This window comes from Streptomyces qinglanensis (genome assembly GCF_900111245.1).
Lineage (GTDB): Bacteria > Actinomycetota > Actinomycetes > Streptomycetales > Streptomycetaceae > Streptomyces > Streptomyces qinglanensis.
The window spans coordinates 545,117-568,854 of sequence record NZ_FOGO01000001.1 but is presented as its reverse complement, the minus strand read 5'-3'; the positions used below and the strand labels follow the sequence as shown (position 1 = coordinate 568,854).

20 protein-coding genes are annotated in these 23,738 nt (G+C 72.5%); 12 read left to right on the top strand and 8 right to left on the bottom strand.

The features are described from left to right. Positions 1 to 63 precede the first annotated feature (63 nt). On the bottom strand, positions 64 to 2,454 hold the full coding sequence (locus BMX65_RS02460) for an MMPL family transporter (RefSeq protein ID WP_079171648.1): 2,391 nt from the start codon (positions 2,452 to 2,454) through the stop codon (positions 64 to 66). A 344-nt stretch (positions 2,455 to 2,798) separates the two neighbouring features. Between BMX65_RS02460 and BMX65_RS02455 the strand changes: the two genes are divergently transcribed. After that, the gene (locus tag BMX65_RS02455) at positions 2,799 to 4,157 is read left to right on the top strand and encodes a sensor histidine kinase (protein ID WP_177214174.1); all 1,359 of its coding nucleotides are present in this window, start codon (positions 2,799 to 2,801) and stop codon (positions 4,155 to 4,157) included. A 135-nt stretch (positions 4,158 to 4,292) separates the two neighbouring features. On the opposite strand, the gene BMX65_RS02450 is transcribed toward BMX65_RS02455, so the two are convergent. Next, positions 4,293 to 5,222 carry a LysR family transcriptional regulator gene (locus tag BMX65_RS02450; RefSeq protein WP_244905659.1) on the bottom strand — a complete coding sequence of 310 codons (930 nt, stop codon included), beginning with the start codon at positions 5,220 to 5,222 and terminating at the stop codon, positions 4,293 to 4,295. Positions 5,223 to 5,393: 171 nt separating this feature from the next. On the opposite strand from BMX65_RS02450, the gene BMX65_RS02445 reads away from it, so the two are divergent. Beyond that, positions 5,394 to 6,719, top strand: coding sequence for an MFS transporter (locus tag BMX65_RS02445; RefSeq protein ID WP_074998402.1), 1,326 nt, complete (start codon positions 5,394 to 5,396; stop codon positions 6,717 to 6,719). Here BMX65_RS02445 and BMX65_RS02440 read toward each other — a convergent pair. Beyond that, positions 6,705 to 8,405, bottom strand: a complete 1,701-nt coding sequence (locus tag BMX65_RS02440; RefSeq protein WP_074998401.1) for an NsdA family TPR-like regulatory protein — start codon at positions 8,403 to 8,405, stop codon at positions 6,705 to 6,707. The two genes, BMX65_RS02445 and BMX65_RS02440, sit on opposite strands and share 15 nt — an antisense overlap. 241 nt (positions 8,406 to 8,646) lie before the next feature. On the opposite strand from BMX65_RS02440, the gene lipB reads away from it, so the two are divergent. The 4 genes from lipB (at position 8,647) to BMX65_RS02420 (ending at position 11,995) form a co-directional block, all read left to right on the top strand. Next, positions 8,647 to 9,489, top strand: coding sequence for a lipoyl(octanoyl) transferase LipB (gene lipB / locus BMX65_RS02435; RefSeq protein WP_074998400.1), 843 nt, complete (start codon positions 8,647 to 8,649; stop codon positions 9,487 to 9,489). A gap of 141 nt (positions 9,490 to 9,630) precedes the next feature. Further along, the gene (gene lipA, locus BMX65_RS02430; protein ID WP_074998399.1) at positions 9,631 to 10,578 is read left to right on the top strand and encodes a lipoyl synthase; all 948 of its coding nucleotides are present in this window, start codon (positions 9,631 to 9,633) and stop codon (positions 10,576 to 10,578) included. A 222-nt stretch (positions 10,579 to 10,800) separates the two neighbouring features. Next, positions 10,801 to 10,989, top strand: coding sequence for a hypothetical protein (locus BMX65_RS02425; RefSeq protein WP_079171646.1), 189 nt, complete (start codon positions 10,801 to 10,803; stop codon positions 10,987 to 10,989). A 316-nt stretch (positions 10,990 to 11,305) separates the two neighbouring features. Next, positions 11,306 to 11,995 carry a DUF4191 domain-containing protein gene (locus tag BMX65_RS02420; RefSeq protein ID WP_074998397.1) on the top strand — a complete coding sequence of 230 codons (690 nt, stop codon included), beginning with the start codon at positions 11,306 to 11,308 and terminating at the stop codon, positions 11,993 to 11,995. Between the two features lie 337 nt (positions 11,996 to 12,332). Here BMX65_RS02420 and BMX65_RS02415 read toward each other — a convergent pair whose 3' ends face one another. Then, positions 12,333 to 12,803 carry an RDD family protein gene (locus BMX65_RS02415; protein WP_074998396.1) on the bottom strand — a complete coding sequence of 157 codons (471 nt, stop codon included), beginning with the start codon at positions 12,801 to 12,803 and terminating at the stop codon, positions 12,333 to 12,335. A gap of 474 nt (positions 12,804 to 13,277) precedes the next feature. Here BMX65_RS02415 and glnA point away from each other — a divergent pair, with 474 nt between their 5' ends. Then, positions 13,278 to 14,693: a type I glutamate--ammonia ligase gene (gene glnA, locus BMX65_RS02410; RefSeq protein WP_074998395.1), complete on the top strand. Its 1,416-nt coding sequence runs from the start codon at positions 13,278 to 13,280 to the stop codon at positions 14,691 to 14,693. A 147-nt stretch (positions 14,694 to 14,840) separates the two neighbouring features. On the opposite strand, the gene BMX65_RS02405 is transcribed toward glnA, so the two are convergent. The 3 genes from BMX65_RS02405 to BMX65_RS02395 all read right to left on the bottom strand — a co-directional run bounded on the left by BMX65_RS02405 (position 14,841) and on the right by BMX65_RS02395 (position 16,114). Then, entirely contained in the window at positions 14,841 to 15,506 is a 666-nt protein-coding gene (locus BMX65_RS02405) for a DUF6879 family protein (RefSeq protein WP_239501793.1), read from the bottom strand. Between the two features lie 63 nt (positions 15,507 to 15,569). Beyond that, complete coding sequence (locus BMX65_RS02400; RefSeq protein ID WP_074998394.1) at positions 15,570 to 15,941, bottom strand: hypothetical protein; 372 nt, start codon at positions 15,939 to 15,941, stop codon at positions 15,570 to 15,572. Positions 15,942 to 15,955: 14 nt separating this feature from the next. Further along, positions 15,956 to 16,114, bottom strand: coding sequence for a hypothetical protein (locus BMX65_RS02395; protein WP_239501792.1), 159 nt, complete (start codon positions 16,112 to 16,114; stop codon positions 15,956 to 15,958). 87 nt (positions 16,115 to 16,201) lie between these two features. On the opposite strand from BMX65_RS02395, the gene BMX65_RS02390 reads away from it, so the two are divergent. The 5 genes from BMX65_RS02390 to BMX65_RS02370 all read left to right on the top strand — a co-directional run bounded on the left by BMX65_RS02390 (position 16,202) and on the right by BMX65_RS02370 (position 23,104). Next, entirely contained in the window at positions 16,202 to 16,723 is a 522-nt protein-coding gene (locus BMX65_RS02390) for a hypothetical protein (RefSeq protein ID WP_074998392.1), read from the top strand. Positions 16,724 to 16,872: 149 nt separating this feature from the next. Beyond that, entirely contained in the window at positions 16,873 to 17,205 is a 333-nt protein-coding gene (locus tag BMX65_RS02385; RefSeq protein WP_074998391.1) for a hypothetical protein, read from the top strand. A 556-nt stretch (positions 17,206 to 17,761) separates the two neighbouring features. Next, positions 17,762 to 19,621, top strand: a complete 1,860-nt coding sequence (locus BMX65_RS02380; protein WP_239501791.1) for an SPFH domain-containing protein — start codon at positions 17,762 to 17,764, stop codon at positions 19,619 to 19,621. Next, positions 19,618 to 20,964, top strand: coding sequence for an SPFH domain-containing protein (locus BMX65_RS02375; RefSeq protein ID WP_074998389.1), 1,347 nt, complete (start codon positions 19,618 to 19,620; stop codon positions 20,962 to 20,964). Before BMX65_RS02380 ends, BMX65_RS02375 begins: the two co-directional genes overlap by 4 nt. Before the next feature lie 391 nt (positions 20,965 to 21,355). Next, on the top strand, positions 21,356 to 23,104 hold the full coding sequence (locus BMX65_RS02370; RefSeq protein ID WP_074998388.1) for a GAF domain-containing SpoIIE family protein phosphatase: 1,749 nt from the start codon (positions 21,356 to 21,358) through the stop codon (positions 23,102 to 23,104). Positions 23,105 to 23,230: 126 nt separating this feature from the next. Here the strand turns inward: BMX65_RS02370 and BMX65_RS02365 are convergent, their stop codons facing one another. Beyond that, positions 23,231 to 23,731 carry an NUDIX domain-containing protein gene (locus BMX65_RS02365; protein WP_398759057.1) on the bottom strand — a complete coding sequence of 167 codons (501 nt, stop codon included), beginning with the start codon at positions 23,729 to 23,731 and terminating at the stop codon, positions 23,231 to 23,233. Positions 23,732 to 23,738 lie beyond the last annotated feature (7 nt).

Below are 23,738 nucleotides of genomic sequence, written 5' to 3'. Positions count from 1 at the left end.
GGCGGCGCTCCGCGGAGATCCGCGGAGCGCCGCCCCCTTCCCCCCCCGGCCGGGCCGCGCCGGCTACCCGATGCGCTCGGGGGGCCGCTCGCCGGAGCGGTGCCCGGTGCGCCCGCCGGGCCCGGCTCCCCAGGCGTCCCGCGGTGCGCCGGCCGCGCCCCGACCGGTCGGCGTGCGGCCGGACCCGTCGTCGACGTCGAACCCGTCGGGCCCGACGGTCCCCTCGCTCCCGCCGTCCCCGTGCGCCAGGTGCGGCAGCCCGCGCAGGGCGCGCGGCAGATACCAACTGCGCTCGCCCAGCAGCATCAGCACCGCCGGCAGCAGCACCATCCGCACGACGGTCGCATCCAGCAGCACGGCCACCGAGAGACCGACGCCCATCTGCTTCATGTCCTGCATCGACAGCGTCGCGAAGACCGCGAAGACCGCGACCATGATGAGCGCCGCACCGGTCACCGCCGAGGCCGTGGCCCGGATCCCGTCGCCGATGGCCTCCCGGGTGCTCAGGCCCCGGTCCCTGGCCTCGCGGATCCGGGAGACCACGAAGACGTGGTAGTCCATCGACAGGCCGAAGAGGACGACCAGCACGAACAGCGGCATCCACGACTCGATGGCGCCCACTGCCTCGGTGCCGAACAGCGAGGCCCCCCAGCCGTGCTGGAAGACCGCCGTCATCACCCCGTAGGCGGCGCCCACCGACAGCAGGTTGAGGACGATCGAGGCGAGCGCGACGGGCACCGAGCGGAAGCAGACCAGCATCAGCAGGAACGTGACGGCGGTGATGAAGACCAGCACCGGCACGATGCCGTCCTTCAACTGGTCCTTGAAGTCCTCCGATCCGGCCAGCTCCCCGGCCGTGTAGACCTGCCCGTCGGCGGCGACCGGGCCCAGCGTGTCCGGGACGATGTGCTCGCGCAGCACCTTCAGCGCGGCCAGCGAGGTCGCGTCGGTGCCGTCGCCCGCCAGCGGGACGTCGATGACGGCGACGTCCGGCCCGGCGTGCACCTCCGTCTCCACGCCGCGTCCGAAGTGGCCGCTGTCACCGCGCACCGTGCGGGTGAACTCCGCCAGCGCCGCGCGGGTCCTCGGCGCCTCCACGTCGTCGGCCTTGAGGACGACCCGGGCCGGGGCCGGGCCGCCGGGGAAGCGCTCGCCGATCTTCTCCGCGTCGATCCGCAGCCCGGCGTCCTTCGGCATCTGCTTGTCCAGCGGGAGTTGCTCGGTCCTCATCCCCAGCGCGGGCGCCGCCAGCGCCAGCATCGCCACGGCGGCGAGCACCGCGCACACCCCCGGGGCCGCCAGCACCGGGCGCAGCAGCGCACCGGAGATCCGGCCCGCCGGCCTGCGCCGCCCGGCCGCCCGCTCCCGTCTGCGGCCGCCCAGGAAGGGGACCTTGCCCTTCTCGACGCGGTCGCCCAGCCAGGACAGCAGCGCGGGCAGGATCGTCACGGAGCCGAGCATCGCGATGCAGACGACCAGGATCGTGGCCACGGCGAAGCCCTCGAACAGCAGCAGTCCGGAGAAGAACATGCCCGCCATCGCCACCATCACCGTCAGGCCCGACACCAGCACGGCACGGCCGCTGGTGGCGGCGGCGATCCGCAGCGCGGTTTCCGGATCCCGCCCGGCGGCCCGCTCGTCCCGCTCCCGCCGCAGGTAGAACAGGCAGTAGTCGACCCCGACCGCGAGGCCCATCAGCAGCATCACCGAGTTGGTCGTCTCGTCGATGTGCAGCGCGCCGGAGACCAGCGCCAGGATGCCGTTCGCGGCGAGGAACGCCGTCAGCGCGAGCGCCACCGGCAGCAGCGCGGCCACCAGCGCCCCGAAGGCCACCAGCAGGATGCCCAGGGCCAGCGGGACGGCTGTCCACTCGGCCTTGGCGAAGTCGTCGCCCAGGATTCCGTTCAGCCACTTCATGGCGCTGGCCTCGCCGTACTGGCGGATCTCGACACCGTCGCCGCGGTGTGCGTCGCGGACCCGGTCCACGGCGCCGAGCACCTTGTCGATCGGCTCCTCGTCGGCGCCGTCCGTCTCGTCCCGCATCCGGAAGCCGATCAGGCCCGCGCGGTCGTCCGCGGCCGGTACGGGCTCGCGGACGTGCTCGACCTCGCCGGTCGCGCGGACGGCCCGGGTGACCTCGTCCGCGGTCGCCCGCCACCCGCCCTTGTCCGGGCTGGTGACCATCACCGACTCGGCCGGCGGCTCGTCGATCCCGGCGTCCTCCAGGATGGCGGTGGCCCGCGCCGAGTCCCGCACGGACTGCTCGCTGGCGGTCGGTTCCGTCAGCCCGGCCATCCCGCCGAGTGCGGTGGCGAGTACGACGAAGAGCAGCCAGCCGATCACCGCCGATCTGCGGTGCCGGACGCTCCAGTCCGCGAGCCGCGCGGCCGCTCCCCGCGGGGACGGCCGGGCGGCACCCCCCGGAGGGCTGCTGGGTGTGGTCGCTCTGCGCATGGGTGCTCCCCGTCTCGTCGATACTGCGCCGATGGGCCCCGAAGCGGCCGCCGAACCTGTCCGCACCGGGCAGGAACGACGCTAGGAACGCCGGGCTGCCGCCCACAGCCGCCGAGCCCCCGTACCGCGGAGCCGGAAGGAGACCCCGGTGGTGGTGCTAGGTGCACCCCCGGGAAGGCGGCCCGGGCCCGTGCCCGAACGCCCGCGCCGGACGCAGACTGGAGCCGTGCCCGGACATCGGCACCGAGCCCGCTCCGCGGGCGGCGCGGGTATCGCGTACGAGATGTACGAGGCTGACGAGATGTACGAGGAAGGCGGGGACCAGCGGTGACCGGAGTCGGACGGTGGACGTGAGCGGGGCGGTCGAGGCCCGGGAAGCCGCGGGGCGGACGGACGAGCGGCGGCCGGGAGCCGCGCCCCCGGGGCGGCGGCCGGGTGGCCCGACGGGTGCGGCGCTGCTGGCAGCCGGGCGCGGCTTCGTCCTGATGGCACTCTCCCTCGGTGTCTCGCTGGCCCTGTTCGTGATGACGCTGGTGTCGCTGGTGCTGACGCTGCTCGGCATCGGAGCCGCCGGCACCCCGTGGCTCCTGCACGTCGTGCGGGTGCACGCCGACCAGCGCCGGGTGCTCGCCCACGAGTGGGCAGGGGTGGACATCCCCACCCCCTACCGGCCGCTGCCGCCCGGCCCGTACGGCCTCACCGGGCACGTCGAGCGCTGTGTGCTGATGCTCAAGGATCCCGCCACCTGGCGGGATCTGTGCTGGCTGCTCACCGACGCCGTCGCCGGCTTCGTCCTGGCCCTGCTGCCGACCGCGCTGATCGGCTACGGCCTGGAGGGCTGGGTGATGTTCGCGGGCGTGTGGCGGGCCGTCGCGGGCGACTACTGGTACGGCTTCGTCCACCTGGAGACCTTCGGCGACGCGGCACTGTGCGCGGTGCTCGGCAGCGCCCTGCTGGTGCTGGCCCGCTACGTCAACCCGCACCTGATCACCGCACACTTCCGGCTGGCCGGGGCACTGCTGGCCCCCACCCGCGGTGCCCGGCTCTCCCGGCGCGTCGAGCAGCTGTACGAGACGCGGCACGATGCGGTGGACACCTCGGCGGCCGAACTGCGCCGCATCGAAAGGGATCTGCACGACGGCGCGCAGGCCCGGCTGGTCGCCATGGGGATGAGCCTGGGCACCATCGAGGCACTGGTCGAGCGTGACCCTGAGAAGGCCAAGCAACTCCTCGGCCAGGCCCGGGCGTCCTCGGCGGAGGCGCTGACCGAACTGCGCGACCTGGTGCGGGGCATCCACCCGCCGGTGCTCGCGGAACGGGGACTGGGCGACGCGGCGGAAGCCCTCGCGCTGCGGACCCAGGTGCCGGTCGAGACGGACATCGAGCTGCCCGGCCGGTTCGCCGAACCGGTGGAATCGGCGGCCTACTTCGCGGTCAGCGAGGTCCTCACCAACGCGGTCAAGCACGCCCGGGCCGCACACATCTGGCTGGACATCCACTACTCCTACGAAGCGGGCGGCATGCTGCGGATATCCGTCACCGACGACGGACAGGGCGGCGCCGACGTCTCGAAGGGGTCGGGGATCGCCGGAATCGAGCGCCGGCTGGGCCCCTTCGACGGCATCGTGGCCGTCAGCAGCCCGCCCGGCGGCCCCACGATGGTCACCCTCGAAATCCCCTGCCGCCCCGTGCCCCGGGCCTGAGCCCGCCGCTCCTCCCGCCCCGGATCCCGGCCGCACGCCCGGTGGTCCGCCCGCCACGCCGTCTCCCGGCCCGCCCGTGTCCGGACGCGCGCCCGCTGTTCAGGCCGGGCTCCGGACCGGACCGCCGCCCGGTGTTCAGGCCGGGGGCTCCGGACCGGACCACAGCTCGCGGGCCAGCGCCGCCAGCTCCCGGACGGCCGGCGGCACCGCGCGGGCGGCGTGCCGGACGAAGAAGACGTCCAGCACCGGCCGGTGCTCCCAGGCCAGGGCAGCCAGCTCACCGCGGGCGATCTCCCCGTCCACCGAGGAGGCCGGCGCGGCCCCCACACCCAGCCCCGCCGCCGCACAGCGCCGCAGCGCCTCCAGGCTGAAGAACTCGACCGTGGGCGGGCACAGCCCCGCCCGGCTCAGTTCGCGCTCCATCACCACCCGCTGCACACACCCCGGCTCCAGGAGCAATACCGTCTCGCCGGCCAGCTCCTCCGTCGCGACCCGCCGCTTCCCGGCCAGCGGATGCTCCGGCCGGGCCACCAACCGGAGGGGCTCGCGCCGCATCCGCTCGGCCACCACCCCGGGCGCGTTGACCGCCTCCTCCTGGAGGAAGCCCGCGTCGATCGTCCCCTCGGCAACCGCGTCCAGCAGGGGGCCCCGTCCCGCCGGCCGGAAGGCCAGATGCAGCCGGGGGAAGCGGGTGCGCATGGCGCGCAGCACCGGCGGCAGATGGTGCGCGCACAGGCTCTCCGGCGCCGCCAACCGCAGTGTGCCCCGCACCTGGTGCGGATCCTCGCCCGCGCCGCGTACGGCATCCCTGGCCTGCTCGGCCCGGCCGAGCAGCACCCGCGCGTGCCCGCACAGCTCCCGGCCCGGCCCGGTCAGCGTCACCCGCCGCCCCGGCCGCTCGAACAGCGCCACCCCCAACTCCGTCTCCAGCGCCTTGACATGCGCCGTCACACTCGACTGCACATATCCCAACTCCCTTGCCGCACGCGTGAAGTGGAGGTGGCGGGCCACGACCAGGAAGGTCTCCAGATGCTTCAGCTCCATGGCCGTCGAGGCTATCCGCATGCATCGGCGATACCGATGACCCTGATCGGGAACGTTCGTTGGACTCGATGAGTCCCGGCGTTCTACAACTCGTACATGAGCACTCCCCCCTCCCGTCGTCCCCACCCGACGCGGTCGACTCCCCCTGACCGGCCGTCCGCTGCCGCCGCTGTCGCGGCCGGAGACCGGTCCGTGCCCGCGTCCGGGGCTGCCGCCCCGCCCGGCCTGGTGAGCCGCGACTTCCTCCTCCTGCTCGCCGCGACCTTCGCCGTCTTCGGCAGCGCCACCCCGATGCTCTCGATCGTCCCGCTGTGGGCCGAGCACGGCGGAAGCGGGCACGGCGGAGCGGGTGCGACGACTGCCGTGCACATGGCGACAACGGTGGCGACGCAGACCGTCACCGGCCGCATCCTGCGCCGCATACCGGCGTCCTGGGTGCTGGGCGGGGGCGCGCTGCTGATCGGCCTGCCCTGCCTGGGCTACGCGCTCAGCGCAGCGCTCCCCTGGACGGTGGCGGTCTCGGCGCTGCGCGGCACGGGTTTCGGCCTGGTCACCGTCGCGGGCAGCGCACTCGCCGCCCGCCTGGCGGGTCCGGGGCAGCGCGGCAGGGCACTGGGCTGGTACGGCGTCGCCGTGGGGCTCCCGGCGGCGGCGCTGGTCCCCGCGGCCGTCTGGGCCGTGGCGGAGTTCGGCTTCGTCCCGGTCTTCGCGGCCTCCGCCGCGCTGGGGATGCTCGGCGCCCCGCTCGGCGCCGCGGTCCTCGCAGGCCGTGCCCCCTCCCGCGGTCGCCGCCCGGCACGCACCCCCGGGCCGGGCGCTTCGGAGGCGGGCACCTCAGGACCGGGAGCCTGCAGCGCCCGCACGGTGGTGGTCCGCACCGGCTCGGCGCCGGGCGCCGGGAGCGGACCGGCCCCGGTGCGCGGGCTGCCCGTGCGGCTGCTGGCGGCGCCCGTCCTCCTGCTGCTGGCGCCCGTGTGCGCGCTGGGCAGCCTGATGTCCTTCCTGCCGCTCGCGCTCGCGCCCCAGGCAGCACCGGCCGCGCTGCTCACACTCTCCGCCGCGCTGACCATCGGCCGCTGGGCCGCGGGGGAGTGGAGCGACCGGCGCGGCGGCACCGGGCGGTTCATGGCACCCTGCGCGGCCCTGTGCGCGCTGGCGACAGCGGCGTTCGCCGTCGTCGGCGGCGGCCCCGCGGCGCCGGAGGGCGGCGGCGCCGTGGCAGGTACGGCCGCGGCGGTGGCGGCAGCCCTCGCGTTCGGGCTGGGGATGGGGGCGCTGCAGAACGACACGCTCGTGGCGATGTTCCACCGAACCGGACCCGAGCGCCACGCAACGATCAGCGCAGCCTGGAACATGACCTTCGACTCGGCCTACGGCGCCGGTGCACTGCTGACCGGTGCCGTGGCCCAGACCTTCTCCCTCAGCCTGCCCGCGGCCTTCGGAGTCCTCGCTGTGCTGACGGCCGCCGTGCTGCCCGCGGCGGCCGCCCTCCGGCCCCGGCCCTCACACCATCGCTGAGACCTTCTCGCGGTACTGCCGCACCGCCGCCGCGTCCCGGTAGGGCTCCAGCCGCCGCTCGAAGTCCCGTACGTACTCGTGCGCCCGCACCGACCGCATCTCCGCGGCCTGGTGCGCGGCCTCGGCGGCCAGCCCGCACGCCTGCTCGATCTCGCCCAGGCCCAGCCGCGCCGAGGCCAGCACCACCCGGCAGAACAGCCGGCTGCGGGCGAACCCGGCGCCCCGCAACTGGAGCGACCGTTCGGCGTGCTGCGCGGCGGCCCGGTACTGCTGCAGATCGCGGTGGCAGTGCCCGAACTCGTCGGCGAGCTGCGCCTCGTCGAAGAACCGCGCCCAGCCGGGCACGTCCTCGCTCGGGCGGGCCGCCTCCAGCGCCCGCTCGGCGCGGGCCAGCGACGCCGTGCAGGCCCGCACCTCGCCCAGCACGCCGTGCCCGCGCGCCTCGGCCGCGTGCAGCAGCGCCTGGACCACCGGCGGCACCGACGTCCCCACGCCCTGCTGCGCCACCCGGGCCAGCTGCACCGCCTCGCGCCCGTGTCCCAGATAGACGGCCTGCCTGCTCATCGTCACCAGCACATAGCTGCCGAACGCGCGGTCACCCGCGGCCTGCGTCAGCCGCAGCGCCTGCACGAAATAGCGCTGTGCCAGTCCGTGCGCGGCGATGTCGTAGGAGGTCCAGCCCGCCAGCCGGGTCAGGTCGGCCGCGGCGGCGAAGAGCCGTCTGCCGAGCTGTTCGCCGTAGACGCCGCGCAGCATCGGCTCCGCCTCGTGCTCCAGATACCGCACCAGCGCCTGCCGCGCGTGCCCGCCGCCGTAGGCGTGGTCCAGGGCGCGGAAGAGCTCGCACACCGAGCGGAGCGCCGCCACGTCGCCTCCCGAGACCCGTTGTCCCGCACCGCGCTCCACCCGCTCCAGCCGGGCGGCCGCCAGCGACGGCGCTCTGCTCGCCACCCCGACGCCGCCGCCCACCCGGGTCTGGGCCGGCACCCGCAGCCCGCCACCGGGCCCTGTGCCTCCCTGCCGGGCACCCGCGGCGCCGAGCCCGTGCCCGGGCCCCGCACCCTGCCCGGGGCCCTGCCCGCGGGGCGCGCCCACGGCGGCGCCCACCCCGGAGGCGCCGACCCCGGCACCGGGCGGGCCCGCCGGGCCGCCGGCACCCTGGCCCGCCGGGCCGCCCGAGCTCTCCGGCTCCGGCCCGCGGGCCACCCGCTCGTCAGCCCGGCCGATCAGCCAGTCCCGGCTGGGCACCACGAGCCCCGCCGGGGTGAACGCGATCTTCCGCAGCTCCGCGTGGCTGCCGGAGTCCTTGCGCCACAGCCCGCTGACGATGTCCACCGCCTCGGCGGGGGACGCCGCGAACTCCAACCCGGCGTACACGGGCGCACACGCGTCGAGTCCGAGATCCTGCGCGGTCAACCGCCGCCCCAGGCGCCGGGTGAAGACCTCGGCGATCAGCGCGGGCGTGGTGCCCCTGGGCTGCTGGCCGCGCAGCCACCGGGTCACCGAGGTCTTGTCGTAGCGCAGGTCGAGGCCGTGTTCGAGGCCGAGCTGGTCCACCCGCCTGGCCAGGCCCGCGTTGGAGAAGCCGGCCTCGGCGATCAGAGCGGCGAGCTGGCGGTTGGGGATGCGCTGCTGGGAGGACGGGGCCGCGTCGGCCACGGTTTCCCCAGGTCGTTCCATCGTCATCAGGTATGCGGTCTCCTGCCCTCACGGCTTGGGTCAGACGCCGGGGCGCCCTGCTGGAACGGCGCGAATGTAACGGCCCCCCGTACGGCGTTCGCCCCCTTCGTCGTGCATTCATCCGTACGTGTGAGTAGGCGACCACCTGCGGGGACGGTCCGCGGCAGCCGTAGAGTGGCGGGGGGCGCGCGTGTGGAGCAGCCCGCCACCCCGGGTGCGCGCAGCGGGCTTACGAAGGAGAGAAGGCATGGGAGACTCCCGGCCGACGGGTCCGGCGGACGGCGAACTGCGCTTCGTCCACCTCGGATTCGGCGAGAACGCCGTCGACTACCTGGACGCCTGGCAGGAGCAGAAGCGGGTGCACGCCGCGCGCTTCGCCGACGAGGTGCCCGACACCTGCCTGATGCTGGAGCACCCCCCGGTCTACACGGCCGGACGGCGTACCGAGGACAGTGAGCGCCCGCTCGACGGCACCCCGGTGGTGGACGTCGACCGCGGCGGCAAGATCACCTGGCACGGCCCCGGACAGCTCGTCGGCTACCCGATCCTGAAGCTGCCGCGCCCCGTCGACGTCGTCGCGCACGTGCGCCGCCTCGAGGAGGCCATGATCCGGGCCTGCGCCGAGCTGGGTCTGGAGACCACGCGCGTGGAGGGCCGCAGCGGCGTGTGGGTCCTGGGCGAGGACCTCGGCCGGGCCGCCGGGCCGCCCGCCGCCTCCGGCCTGGCCCTGGACTTCGATCCGCGGCTCGGCCAGGACGGCCGGCCGCCGGTTCCGGAGGACTACGACCCGCGCCTGATGGGCCCCGAGTACGCGCCCTCCAACGCGGGCCAGCGGGGCGAGGACCGGAAACTGGCACAGATCGGCATCCGGGTCGCCAAGGGCGTGACCATGCACGGCTTCGCCCTGAACTGCGACCCGGACACCACCGGTTTCGACCGGATCGTCCCCTGCGGCATCCGCGACGCGGGCGTCACCTCGCTCTCCCAGGAGCTGGGCAGGAATGTTCCGGTCGCCGAGGTGCTTCCCCTCATGGAGAAGCACCTGCGCGAGGTGCTGGAGTCCGACACCCCGATGCCCCGCGCCGTCTGAGTCCGCTCGGGGTCCGGGCCGAGTCCGCCGGCCGGACCTGCGGGCGGTGAGATTTCCCGGGCTCCGGCCCGTGCGCAAGCAGTGAACCGCAGGCGTAGGCTGAGAGCCGCCGCTGAATCGAAAGTACGTAGGGAGCCGGACGTGTCCGCTGTCGCACCCGACGGTCGCAAGATGCTCCGCCTGGAGGTCCGCAACAGCCAGACCCCCATCGAGCGCAAGCCCGAGTGGATCAAGACCCGGGCGAAAATGGGCCCCGAGTACAACGCCCTCCAGAGCCTGGTCAAGAGCGAGGGGCTGCACACGGTCTGCCAGGAGGCGGGCTGCCCCAACATCTTCGAGTGCTGGGAGGACCGCGAGGCGACCTTCCTGATCGGCGGCGAGCAGTGCACCCGCCGCTGCGACTTCTGCCAGATCGACACCGGCAAGCCCGCCGAGCTCGACCGGGATGAGCCCCGCCGGGTCGCCGAGTCGGTCCGCACCATGGAGCTCCGCTACGCGACGATCACCGGCGTGGCCCGCGACGACCTCGACGACGGCGGCGCCTGGCTCTACGCCGAGACCGTGCGCCAGATCCACGGGATGATGCCCGACACCGGTGTCGAGCTGCTGATCCCCGACTTCAACGCCGAACCCGACCAGCTCGCCGAGGTCTTCTCCTCCCGCCCCGAGGTGCTGGCGCACAACGTCGAGACGGTGCCGCGCATCTTCAAGCGCATCCGTCCCGGCTTCCGCTACGAGCGGTCCCTGGAGGTCCTCACCCGCGCCCGCGAGGCCGGGCTGGTCGTCAAGTCCAACCTGATCCTGGGCCTGGGCGAGACCCGCGAGGAGATCAGCGAGGCCCTGCGGGACCTGCACGAGGCCGGTACCGAGCTGATCACCATCACCCAGTACCTGCGCCCCTCCCCGCGCCACCACCCCGTCGAGCGCTGGGTCAAGCCGCAGGAGTTCGTCGAGCTGAAGGACGAGGCCGACGCCATCGGGTACGCGGGCGTCATGTCCGGGCCGCTGGTCCGCTCCTCCTACCGCGCCGGACGTCTGTACCAGCAGGCGGTCGAGGCCCGGCGCGCGGGCACGAACTCGGCCGCCTGAGCGGCCTCCGGGCCCGCCGGGGCCGGCCCCGGACCGTGCGGCGAAGCGGAATGCGGGCTTCATCGACGTGAGCTTCGCCGCACAGGCTTTCATGGACTTTGACCCTCCGGTCATCGCCTGGTAACACCAATGCGTAACGCTGAAACCACGTACCGCGCACACACGGGCCCGCACGGCCGTGCGAGGCGCCCGGTTCAGACGGATGTGACGGAGGGGACAACAGTGCGGACCACCCTGTGGGCACTGGAAGGTCTGGAGCACCTTTTCTTCGGCAACGGGCAGCGCGTCGCCCGGCGCAACGCATGGACGGCGGTCCTGGAGGACCGCCGCCGGGCCCGGGCCCGGCACGAGGCGGAGACCGTGCTGGAGGCGGCGTCGAACCGCCGGGCACTGCTGACGTCCCGGGGCTGACCCCGTCCGGCCCGGGCCCCGGCCGCTGGTCTCGGCCCGGCCCGGCCCGGCCCGGCCCGGCCCGGCCCGGCTCGGCTCGGCTCGGCCCGGCCCGGCCCGGCCCGGTCCCGGGCGCACGGGACCGGCGCGGCCGCCTGGTCCCGGTGCCCGGTTCGCAACCCCGGTTCGCAACCCCGGTTCGGAACCCCGGTTCGGGGGTCGGTCCGGGGCGGACGGGCCCTCTCGTCCAGGCCCTGACCGGGTCGCTCGCGGTGGCCGGACCCGGTAGCCACGGCCGCGCAGCACCCGGCCCGCCCTCCCACGTAAACTTCCCCGCATGGCGAGGAAGGACAACACCGAGAATCCTGGGCGGCTCAAGCAGATCGCTCAGACGTACAAGATGACCCGGCGCGTGGACCGGAAGATCGGTTGGATCCTGGCCGGCGTGGGGCTTGTCACCTTCGGTGTACTCCTCGCGGTCGGCTTTCTGATCGGTCACCCGGTCTACCTGGGGATCGTCGGCGTACTGCTGGGCCTGCTGGCCTGCGCGATCATCTTCGGGCGCCGCGCTGAGCGGGCCGCGTTCGGGCAGATGGAGGGCCAGCCGGGAGCGGCGGCCGCCGTGCTGGAGAACATCGGCCGCGGCTGGCAGGTCACCCCGGCCGTGGCGATGAACCGCAGCCAGGACGTGGTACACCGCGCGGTCGGCAAGGCGGGCATCGTCCTGGTCGGCGAGGGCAACCCGAACCGGCTGCGCGGCCTGCTGGCGTCCGAGAAGAAGAAGATGAGCCGCGTCGTCGGCGACGTGCCGGTCCACACCCTCGTCGTCGGCAACGACGAGGGCCAGGTCGAGCTGAAGAAGCTCCGGGTCAGGATCATGAAGCTGCCCCGCACGCTCCAGGGCTCCGAGGTCACCCAGATCAACGACCGCCTTCGGGCGCTCGGCGACCTCATGAGCAACATGCCCATCCCGAAGGGCCCGATGCCCAAGGGCATGAAGCTCCCCAAGGGCCCGCAGGGCCGCTAGCAGCGTCCCGCGGCCACGTTCCCGTGGGTTTCCCCCAGGGCGGTCGTGCGTCGCGGGCGCCGGAACCGCACAGGGAGCGGGCGAAGAGGCAGCGACAGAGCGACAGGGGGCGGGGCTCCGGAGAGGGGCTCCGCCCCCTGTCCGTGCCCGGACCGAGGAGAGGCGGGCCCGGTTCGGCAGCAGAGCTCACCGGGCTTTCAGCCCCAGGGCTCAGAGGCACCCGTGAACGGACACCCGTGAACGGACACCCGTGAACGGACACCCGTGAACGGGGCAGCCGTGAACGGAGCACCGTCGTCGAAACGGGGCACCCGCGGAACGGACGCCGGCGAACGGTTCAGGCCCGCACCTGGACCGAGCCCGAGAGCCGGTCGTGCAGTCCGCGGTTGTCGCGGTCCCAGACGAGTGCGGGCACAGCGAGGCCGAGCAGCACCGTACGTACCGCCGTCCGCCACACCGGCAGCCTCTCCAGCCCGTCCAGCGCGACCACACGCAGCCCCAGCAGCCGCTTCCCGGGGGTGGCGCCGACCGTGCCGACGGTCAGCAGACTCATGACGAGGAAGACGACCAGCGCCCAGTTGTTGGTGGCCTCCAGGCGGCGCCCTGCGAGCAGCCCGAACGCGATGAGGGCCGAGAGCGCCCAGTCGATGAAGAGTGCACCGACCCTCCGCCCGACCGGTGCGATCGCGCCGGGGCCCTCGGCGGGGAGCCCGAGCCGCTTGCCGCGGTAGCCGAAATCGGCGCCCATCTCCTCCGCGGCCGCCCGCGGTCCGGACAGCCATGACCCGATTGCTTCCCTGTTGTCCACCCGGCAACGGTATCGCGCCGCCGTCCCCGCGGACCGGCCCCGTCCGGCGACCGGCCCGTCCGGCGACCGGGTGACGGCGACGATCCCCGGCGGACGGGCGGCGACTGGACGTACACCGTACGATGATCGTCGTACGGTGTACGTTCCTACCCGCGCCCGCGTCGGCATGCCCACCCGCGCCCGCGCCGGAGGCCCGACGGTGCGGCGCCGCGAGCCCCCGGCGCGGCGTCGAGCCCGCTCCGGGAGTCTCTTCCGGCAAACGGTGGGCAAGACGCTTGCAAACCGAACGTAACAGTCGCACTCCGCACGGTTAACCGATACCGGCCCCGCCTGGTGGTTAACATCAGCGAAACAGTTGAGTCATGCTGGAGAAATGGCCCCTGCCTAATGTCGGCCACCAGGCGTGCGGAGCCCTTGTGCCCGCACCCGGAGCCGGAGCAAGCCCGTCCCGACGCGGCGGGACTAGGAGGATGGATGTTCCAGAACGCCGACGAGGCCAAGAAGTACATCGCGGACAACGACGTCAAATTCATCGACGTCAGGTTCTGCGACCTGCCCGGCGTCATGCAGCACTTCGCCGTTCCCGCGGAGTCCTTCGACCCGGCCGAGAGCCTGATGTTCGACGGCTCCTCGATCCGCGGATTCCAGGCCATCCACGAGTCCGACATGGCGCTCGTCCCGGACCTGTCCACCGCGCGGCTGGACCCGTTCCGCTCCGAGAAGCACCTCAACATCAACTTCTTCATCCACGACCCGATCACCGGCGAGCAGTACAGCCGTGACCCGCGGAACGTGGCCAAGAAGGCCGAGGCGTACCTCGCCTCCTCCGGGATCGCCGACACCGCGTTCTTCGGCCCGGAGGCGGAGTTCTACGTGTTCGACAGCGCCCGCTTCGAGACCACCGCGAACCGCTCCTTCTACGAGATCGACTCCGAGGCGGGAGCCTGGAACACCGGCGCCCTCGAGGACGGCGGCAACCGCGGCTACAAGGTCCGCTACAAGGGCGGCTACTTCCCGGCCCCGCCCGTCGACCACTTCGCCGACCTCCGCGCCGAGATCTCCCTCGAGCTGACCCGCGCCGGACTCGAGGTCGAGCGCCAGCACCACGAGGTGGGCACCGCGGGCCAGGCGGAGATCAACTACAAGTTCAACACGCTGCTGGCCGCGGCCGACGACCTGATGCTGTTCAAGTACATCGTCAAGAACACGGCCTGGCGCAACGGCAAGACCGCCACCTTCATGCCCAAGCCGATCTTCGGCGACAACGGCTCCGGCATGCACGTCCACCAGTCCCTCTGGTCCGGCGGCGACCCCCTCTTCTACGACGAGCAGGGCTACGCGGGCCTCTCGGACACCGCCCGCTACTACATCGGCGGCATCCTGCGCCACGCCCCCTCGCTGCTGGCCTTCACCAACCCGACGGTGAACTCCTACCACCGCCTGGTCCCCGGCTTCGAGGCCCCGGTCAACCTGGTCTACTCGCAGCGCAACCGCTCGGCCGCGATGCGGATCCCGATCACCGGTTCCAACCCCAAGGCCAAGCGCGTCGAGTTCCGCGCCCCGGACCCCTCGTCCAACCCGTACCTGGCCTTCTCCGCGCTGATGCTGGCCGGCCTGGACGGCATCAAGAACAAGATCGAGCCCGCCGAGCCGATCGACAAGGACCTCTACGAGCTGGCTCCCGAAGAGCACGCCGATGTCGCCCAGGTCCCCACCTCGCTCCCGGCCGTCCTGGACGCCCTGGAGGCCGACAACGAGTACCTCCAGGCCGGCGGCGTCTTCACCGCCGACCTGATCGAGACCTGGATCGACTACAAGCGCACCAACGAGATCGCCCCCATGCAGCTCCGCCCCCACCCGCACGAGTTCGAGCTGTACTTCGACCTCTAAAGTGCGGGGTCGGGCGACCTGGGCCGAGGTCCTGGAACCCTGCTGGGACCTGCGGAGACAGTGCTCTCTGTTTCTCGCTGGTTCCGGCCGACCTCCGGGCTCTCGTACACCGGGTGTGCATCGACCGGTCGATTCCCTGACGTGACGTCAGGACAGATGTGAGGGCCGCCGTCCCTGCCCGGGATGGCGGCCCTCGTCGTCGGTTCGGCCACCGTTGGCCCGCAGCATGACGTCAGGGTCGGTATTCGCCGTGTGGGATGGTGAGGGACCACAGGGCATTGCGGAGCGAGCCTCAGCGATGCCCTTGGGGTCGTCGATGATCTCGTGTCCCCTCACCCGTCCGGCAACGGTGTGTCCCACCGCCAGGAGGCGGTCGTCCATGAGCCACCAGTCCTTGCCGTCGAACGGGAAGACCAGTTCACCGGGAACGGTGTGGCGGGCGAGCCAGCGGATGTCCTCACCGGCTTCCACGTTGCGGGGAGTGGTGCGGTGCTCCCACCGGATGTACGGCGTGTGAGGGTGGGAGACGACGCGGACGCGTCGAACGGCTCTCCCCTCGCCCGTCAGCCGCTTGACCATCTGCGTCCACGGCTTCATGAACGCGTAGTCCACCGGCTCGTCGCGCAGCCAGCTCTCGAAGGGGCCGTCCTCGTCGGGCACCGAGTAGTCGTCCCGCAGTTCCAGGTGGAACGCGTCGTGCTCACACGTTTCGATGAGCCGGTTGCGCTCGACGCCGGTGATCAGCTCCGCGCGGGTCCTCCAGTAGGGGACTGATCGCGGCCTCGGGGACCTCGACCACGGATGACAGACCACGACACTGTCGCGGGCATCGCGGGTACGTGCTCCTGCTGGCTCCCACAGCCGCGTTCCACTTGCCTACTGCTGTGGGGCTGCCGTCTCGATGGCTTCGAAGATGTCGGAGTCGGTTTCCTGCTGCCAGTCCGGGAGGTCGGGCCAGTCGGCGACGTAGGCGGGCTTGGGGTCGCCGAAGTGCTTGTACATCTGGGCCGTCCAGCAGGTGGCGACGAAGCGGCCCTTCTGTTCGCGGGTGAGGCGCTTGGCGTTGCCGTCGCTCAGGCCGAGGAAGTGGCGCACCTGCTGGTAGACGGCTCTGGCGGCTTCGCGTTCCCAGTCAGGGGTGTCTTCCCAGGGGGTGACGTAGCTGGCTTTGGGTTCGCCCGGGTAGTGCTTGGTGACTCCCGCGATCCAAGTCTCCCGGAACAGGCGGGCGCCCTCGGTGTCCGTCATGCCTACCCCTCTCCTCACGTCGCGTGCAGGCTGCCGATGTCGGCGGCCAGTTCGGCTGCGCGGCGATCGTGGCCGTAGGAGCGGAGATCGTCCCGTAGCGTCTGGAGTCTACGGGCGACGTAGCCCGAGCCGGATTGCCGCGCGAGGTGGAGCGCCTCGCGGCCGGCTGACATGACGTCGTCGAGCAGGTGAGACCGCCCTGCGGTCCGGGGGCGGGGGTGCCGACCGGTGAGACGCACTCGAGCAGGAGAATCCTGTACATGGCCGACGACCGTGACGACCCCATACTCATCCGCAGCCGGTGGGGCACCAACGACTACGTGTTCAACTTCCGCAACCCGGTCGCTTGTGTGGTCTTCGTCGGCCTGGGGCTGCTCGTCTTCGGTCTCCTCTACGCCAGCAATCACCGGAGCACTCCTCAGTGGGAGGAGGGCGAACTGCGGTCGGCCGTCAAGGGAGCGACAGCCGAGTTGTCGGAAGAGGCGCAGTTCGGCCCTGGCATACCCGGCTACGGCGAGGTCCTGCAGTCGCGGATTGCGAAGCACGGCCCTCACAGCGAGAGCCCCCACAGCAGCGAGCACGATGCTGGGGTCGTGGGCGCGCTCGCCTCCCCGCAGCCGGAGCACGACTACTTCGGCGAGAGTGTGGAGGAGGCGGACTACACCGTCACCGCCGACGGCACCGACACCGCTTTGTGCCTCACCGTCACCGCGCTGGCGAACAGGTACGGCTACAGCTCCGTCAGCTTCTCGATCCGCAACGGCTCCTGTCCGGCCACATGAGAGAGCCGCTCAGTGGACACCCACCAGGTTCCGGATGGAAGAGGCCCGGTCGGGCGCAGCGGGGCGGTTCGTCGCGATGCTGACCGCGGCACCGGGCCGCATGCCACACTCATCGTCCAAGACGTCACTTGTTCGACTGAGGAGCCCAGTTGGCGGTCCGCAAGGGCATGCAGGAGATGCTTGTCGTCCCCGGCCGGCGAGACGAATGGCTGGCTCGCTGCGCGGAAGGGCTTGCAGCGGCAGGTTTCAAGAAGGTGGAGACCAGCACCCTGTTGGGGCAAGTGACCGGCAGCTACACCGGATTCACCCTGCACGGTCAAGTGACGATCACTGCGACGCCCAGCCATCAAGAAGGACATACTGAGCTCTCGTTACGCTCGGTCGCCGGAGTGGACAACATCTACGCTCTTTTCTCCAGCCCCAACGAGAGACTTCTCAAGATGGTGAAGACGCAGCTTCGGACGCTGTCAGAAGGCGGGTAGGCGGCGCTCACACCACCCTGGACACCGCCTGCCGTTTCCCACTCCGAAGACAGGAGGACAGTCCTCGGGCAGGAGCGATGCCGCTTCGACTGCGCTCTCACCGCTTCCGGGGCGTGGTCCACAGCCGCCCCCACTCCCAGCAGGCGTCTGCTCGGTGAGAACGCCGGCTCCGGCGAGGTCGGCTCCGCGGGCTGGGGAGGCCATGAGCGGGAACGCCAGGTCGGTCAGGCGCTCGTCGGTACCGGGCTCTCAGCGACGCCCAGAATGCGGGCGCCATGAGCCCCCCGGAAGGTGATCCCCAGGACCGGCAAGTCGACCTGCTCAGAGTGACAGCGCGACCGTTCACGGCGCACAACCCCTTTTGGCGAGCCGGTCGGCGCGCCTCCAGGGCTCAAGGGGCCGCCACCCGCATGAGGCGGCCCATATGGCGCCGGGCGTTGTGTACCGGAGGCAACGATGGGTTCGCCGTGCTGTCACGATCGGGGCTCCCGCCGTGGCCGCGGCGCTGCTCGTGGTGTGGGATGGCGGGAGCGCACGATGAGACAAAGGGGGAAGTGTGGCGCGAGCGAGAGCGCAGAACGTGCGGAGGGTGGCCTCCGCGGTGGCTTCCGGTGCCGATCCCCGGCAGGTGGCGGAGGACGAGGTCCGCAGGCGTACGGGCGGCTCCGCCGGGCGGGGGCCCACGCGGGGGCGGAGCGCCGAGGGCCGGGGGGAGCCCGGCCAGGACGGGCCGGAGGCGCAGGAACCGCAGGACGAGGGGATGGATCCCGCGGACTTCCCGGCCGCCCGGGAGCAGGGCGGTTCGATCGCCACCGTGATGGCGCAGCGGACCGTTTCGCTGGACGAGGCGGGCGAGGCGCTCAACCAGAGCGGGCACAAGCGCGAGGACGGCGAGCAGGTCCATGAGATCTGCCCGATGGTGCTGCCGAAGGGGCGTTCGTTCCTGAGCATGCTCCCGGTGCTGATGCTGCTGGTGCTGGGCGCGGTGGGCACCGCCGTGGTGTCGACCGTGGACGACTCGCCGTTGACCAATCCGCTCTTCGGACTGCACTACTGGGTCGTGGCGCTGGCCGCGATCGGCTTCGTGTGGTGGCGGCAGGGCATGGTCATGGTCCCGGACGGGTGCCAGGCGCTGATCACCCGGTTCGGGAAGCTGGAGAAGGTCGTCGGGCCCGGCAGGGTCATTCTGATCAGCCCGTGGAAGCGGGTGTCGTACATCGTCAACACCGTCCGCGAGTACCCGTTCAACGCGCCGGTGCGGGAGGCCCCGACCAAGGGCGGGGTGAAGGCGTCCATCGACCTCTTCATCCAGTTCCGGATCAGCGACCCGACCGAGTTCGTCTACACGCTCGGTGCGGTCCGCGGCTTCGAGGAGAAGCTGAGCAACGCCGTCAGCGAGACCATCCGGAGCCTCATCTACGAGCAGGAGGCCGCCGGGATCTACGACATGGTCGGGGAGGACACCGGTCGGCTGCTGGAGCAGCTCAACCAGCAGTTCCGGCCCGCGGTCGAGCTGACCAACGCCAACATCACGCACGCCGAGCCGGCCGACCGGGGCTACCGGATGGACCTGGCCGCGCCGGAGATGGTGCGGATGGCGAAGGAGGCGTACACCCACGAGTACGCGCTGATGCTGCGCAAGGAGCAGGACGAGGGCGATCTGACCAAGGAGTTGGCGACCAGTCACGAGACGCTCTCCGCGATCCAGGCGGACATCGCCCAGTACCAGGCGCAGATGGACACGGCCGTGGAACGCGAGACCAACCGGGCCGAGGCGCTGGCCCGGCAGCGGTATGTGCAGGCCGAGTCCGAGGCGAAGGCGAACGCGGCGCTGCTGGAGGCTCAGGCCCTCGACATCCGGGCCGTGACGGCCGCCGAGGCGCCCGAGATCCTGGAGTACCGCTACCAGCGGCAGATCCTCGACGCCCTGGTGGAGGTCGCCGACCATCTGCCGCGGCTGGTGCGGATCGGCGGTACGGCCGACGGCGGCGACGCGGCAGGGGTCGATTTCCTGCGTCTCGCCCGCGAACTGGTGGGGGAGCACGGCGGCGAGCTCTTCACGGAGGCTGACATGGCGGCTGTCCGGGAGCGCCTGGACGAGGTGTCCGCCCGTATCTCCGACCGCGAGAGCGAGATCGGTGCGCTGCTGGAGGCCGAGCGGCCCACGGTGGCCCCCGAGCCGACCGGGATGGCCGACGTGCCCGGTGCTTCTGACCTGCCTGGTGCCTCCGAGGCGTCCGGCCGGTCGCGCGGGGCCGGTGAGCCCGCCGGGGCCGCCGGGACAGTCGGGGGCACAGGGAACACCGGGACTCCCGGGACTCCTGGCGCCGCCGGGTCCACCGGCGCCGCCGGGTCCACTGGCACCGCCGGATCCGCGACCGGCGTTCCGCACCACTCGGAGGAGGACGACCAGTGAGCAGCGCACACCCGAATCGCAGGTCGGTCATCTCCGAGGCGGTGGCGCCCTGGAGCGAGATCGCCCAACTGCTGCGGGGCGGCGAGGCCGGCACCCTGATCCCGGTCATCATCCCGCGCCACCGGCGCCGGCTGTGGTGGATGCTGCCGCTGTGGCTCGGTCTGTTCGCGCTGCTGGCGGGAGTGATGCTCTCGCTGCGCGGGGCCGACGCCGAGGGGGCCTCCGACCTCGCCTACGGCGCGCTCGCCGGGCTCTCCTACGCCCTCGGCGCAGTGCTGCTGGTGATCGGCGGGCTCTGGTGGTGGCGCTCCTCGATCGTGGAGATCGAGCAGGGCACCCACGGGGTGCTGACCCGGTACGGTGCGGTCACCCGCACCCTGGACGCGGGGCGGCACTACCTGTGGCACCCCTGGTCGCGGGTCGACTTCGTGGTCGACACGGCCACCGAGATCCCGTACTCGGCGCCGGTGATGGCCTGCCCGACGCAGGAGAACGTGCCGCTGCGGTCGATCGAGTTCTTCCTGAAGTTCCGCATCACCGACGCGGTGCTCTTCGTCCGGACGATCGGCGCGGGCAACTTCGACCTGGTCCTCTCCAGCGCCGTGCAGGACGCCATCCGCCAGCGTGCCCGCCTGGTGCACACCGAGCACGCGTACGACCTGCGCGGTTCCGACGTGGCCGACATGCAGGAGCTGCTCAACCGGCTGCTGTCCCGCTACGGGGTGCGCATCACCGGTTCCAACATCCCGGACGTCCAGCTCCCCGCCCAGTACCAGCAGCACCTGGCCACCCGGGAGCGGGTCGCCAAGGAGCGTACGGCCTACGAACAGGAGTGGGGTCTGACGCGCAAGCGCCGGATCGACAGCCTCGGCATGGACATCGAGCGGGCCAAGAAGGTGCGCGATGCGCGCATCGTCGAGGTGAAGGCCGCGCTGAACAAGGCCCGCGAGCAGGTGGCGCAACTGCTGGAGGAGCAGGAGACCAACGCGCAGCGGGTGCGGTTCGAGATCGAGACCGGGGGCCGCAGCGGTCTGATCGCCGCCGAGAACGAGGCCCGGGCCCAGCGTGCGCTGGCCAAGGCGTACCGCGACAACCGTGCGGTGCTCCAGTACGAGTTGGCCCGCCGCCGTCTCGAAGTGGGCGCGGAGCTGGCGGCGAAGGCGCCCCGGCCGGTCGTCGTGCGCACCGACGGCGGCAGCGGTGACAGCTCGGCGCTCTCGACGCTGCTCGCCGCGCAGCTCCTGCCCCGGATGACGCCGCTGTCCTCCGGGGAGACCTGGGCGGCGGACGCGGCCGGTGCGGCGCATGGGGCCGCGGGCCCGGACGAGGGAAACCGCGGGTGAGCCACGGCCTCGTCCACGAATAGGCCCGCGGACAAGGCCCGCGGACAAGGCCCGCGGACAAGGCCCGCGGACAAGGCCCGCGAATGCGGCCTGTCGATGAGGCGCCCGTTCCCGGGCCCGGCGGAACACCTTCCGCCGGGCCCGGCGCCGTACGGGGGAGACCCGGCCTGCCGCTCCGCCGGCCCGTCGCTCCGCCGGTCTGCCGGCTGCATCTGTCATGCATGCGACAGATACACGCAGCCGCACGACAGCGTCCGATTCTTGCGATACATTCACTTGTATCCGCATGCATCCGCTTTGGTGGATGTCGGTCGCGGCATCGGTGCGGGCTGTGCGCAGTGGGGGTGCCGGGTCGGTGCCGGGACTCCCGCGAGCCATCGGTGGAGGGACTGTGACGGGGGAGCTGGGCAGGTCGGAGGCGTTGCGGCTCGCGGGGCTCACGGCTGCCGCCGACCCCGGCATGGACCGGTTCGCACGGCTCGTCACCCGGTTCCTCCGCGTTCCGGTCGCCCTGGTGTCCCTGCTGGAGACCGAGCGGCAGGTCTTCCCCGGCATGGTGGGGCTGGCGGAGCCCTGGGCGGAGCGGCGCCAGACGCCCCTGAACCGCTCCTTCTGCCAGCACGTGGTCCACAGCGGTGAGCCGCTCGTCCTGAACGACTCGCGACGCGACCCGCTCACCCGTTCGAGTCTGGCCGTCTCCGAGCTCCAGGTGATCGCGTACGCGGGGATGCCGCTGACCGACGCCGACGGCCACACCCTGGGGTCGCTGTGCGCGATCGACCACGAGCCCCGCGAGTGGACCGAGTCGGAGCTGCACGACCTGACCGACCTGGCGGCCGCCTGTTCGGTCGAGCTGCGGCTGCGGATCGCCAGTGAGCAGGTCCGGCGCGACCGGGACCATGCCGGGCTCCTGCTGCGCGCGTCGGTCGAGCTGGCCCGCTCCCGCGACCTGACGGATGTGGTCCGCCGGCTGCGGCACCTGTTCGACGGCTCCGCCAAGCCGTCCTACGTGGGCCTGCTGCTCGCCGACGGGCAGGAGCTGCGGCGCGTCGTCGAACCGGACGACGTGCGGCCGGTGGAGGCCGCCGTCCCGTCCATGGCGGTGGACTCCGGTTTCCCCAGCGCCCGGGCGATGCGCGAGCAGCGGGCGGTCTTCGTCCCCGACCATGCAGCCCTGGAAGCCGACTACAGCGCGGACGCCGTGGCGGGGTACGACGCCCTCGGGCTCGACTCCGCGTTCTGCGTCCCCCTGGCCCGCCGCCGCGGGGTGCTGACCTGGTCCTGGAAGGGCGCCCACGGGCTGGGCGTGACCGAGGAGGCGGTGCTCACCGCGGTCGCCGGATATGTGAGCCAGGCCGTGGAGCGGATGCGGTTCGTCGAGAGCCGCCTCAGTACGGCGCAGCAACTGCAGTCCGCCATGCTCACCGAACTGCCGGACGTGCCGGGCCTGGAGATGTCCACCCTGTACCTGCCCGCCGAGGACCAGGACATGGTGGGGGGCGACTGGTACGACGCCTACGTGCTGCCGCCCGGATCGGGCGGGCGGCAGTCCTGCCTGGTGGCGTCCATCGGGGACGTCATCGGACACGACATGCGGGCAGCCGCCGTCATGGGGCAGGTGCGGAGCATGCTGCGGCAGGCCACGCTCGGCCACCCGGAGCGCTCTCCCGCCGTCGCGCTGGCAGCGGTCGAGGCCGCCTTCGCCGCCCTGCCCCTGGGCCCGGGTGCCACCGCCGTGCACGCCCGGCTGGACCCGCACCAGGACCGGTGGCGGCTGACGTGGTCCAACGCCGGGCATCCGCCCCCGCTGCTGCGGCTGCCCGACGGCCGGGTCTCGACGCTGGACGACCACGACCTCCTGCTGCTCGATGCCGCGATCGGCCTCGACCGCCGCGAACACGAGTGCGACATCCCGCCGGGTGCCGTCCTCCTGCTGTACACCGACGGGCTGGTCGAACGCCGGGACAGCGACATCGAAGAGGGGATCCGCCGAGCGATGTCCACGCTCTCCGCATCCGGGGACCGTCCCCTGCCGCAGCTCCTGGAAGCGCTCTCCCGGGGGGTGAAGAACTCCCCGGGGCACGACGACATGGCCGTCCTCGCGATCCGGGTCACCGGCGGGCCGGGCCACCGGCGGTGACCGGCAGCCCGGCCCGGCCGCCGCGCGGTCGGACTCCGTACCGGGAAGCGGCCGGTCCTGCGTCGCCACCGGGCCGCCGCAAGGCTTCGCCGTCCGCCGGCAGCCGTCGTGCGGCGGAGGGGGACGTCACCAGCCGCGGAGTGCGATGCCGGGGCCGTCGGCGAGGTATCCGCGCAGGGCGGTCGCCGTACTGGGCACCAACGGTTCGGGGAGGGCGCGGGGGTCGGCCCAGCGCACCTGGGTGTGCTTGTCCGGTTCGCGGTTCTCGGGCGTGCCGGACCAGGTGCGGGTGGCGAAGACGACGGTGAGGAAGCCGTGGGGGACACCGGCTTTCCGGGCGCCGTGGATCACATGCGCGAGGCGCAGGTGCTCCGGCCGGACGGTGAGACCGGTCTCCTCGGCCAGTTCGCGCACCGCGGTGCCGGTGACAGGCTCGCCGGGCTCGCTCTTGCCTCCGGGGAGGTCCCACATGCCGGGCGCGAACGCAGCGTCCGGACCGCGCTGGAGGAGCAGGATGCGGCCGGTCTCCGGGTCGTGGACGACGGCCGTCGCCACGAGCAGGGGCATGGACCCCGGCGAGGCGCTGGGCAGGGTCGGGGACTCGTCGGGCCGCGGCGCTGGAACCACCGGTGCT

Coding starts and splice junctions, on each gene's coding strand:
- BMX65_RS02390 (WP_074998392.1), top strand. CDS start 16,202: ATGGCCGACGACCGTGACGACCCCATACTCATCCGCAGCCGGTGGGGC.
- BMX65_RS02420 (WP_074998397.1), top strand. CDS start 11,306: ATGGCGAGGAAGGACAACACCGAGAATCCTGGGCGGCTCAAGCAGATC.
- BMX65_RS02440 (WP_074998401.1), bottom strand. CDS start 8,405: ATGACGATGGAACGACCTGGGGAAACCGTGGCCGACGCGGCCCCGTCC.
- BMX65_RS02395 (WP_239501792.1), bottom strand. CDS start 16,114: ATGTCAGCCGGCCGCGAGGCGCTCCACCTCGCGCGGCAATCCGGCTCG.
- BMX65_RS02400 (WP_074998394.1), bottom strand. CDS start 15,941: ATGACGGACACCGAGGGCGCCCGCCTGTTCCGGGAGACTTGGATCGCG.
- BMX65_RS02460 (WP_079171648.1), bottom strand. CDS start 2,454: ATGCGCAGAGCGACCACACCCAGCAGCCCTCCGGGGGGTGCCGCCCGG.
- BMX65_RS02450 (WP_244905659.1), bottom strand. CDS start 5,222: ATGCGGATAGCCTCGACGGCCATGGAGCTGAAGCATCTGGAGACCTTC.
- lipB (WP_074998400.1), top strand. CDS start 8,647: ATGGGAGACTCCCGGCCGACGGGTCCGGCGGACGGCGAACTGCGCTTC.
- glnA (WP_074998395.1), top strand. CDS start 13,278: ATGTTCCAGAACGCCGACGAGGCCAAGAAGTACATCGCGGACAACGAC.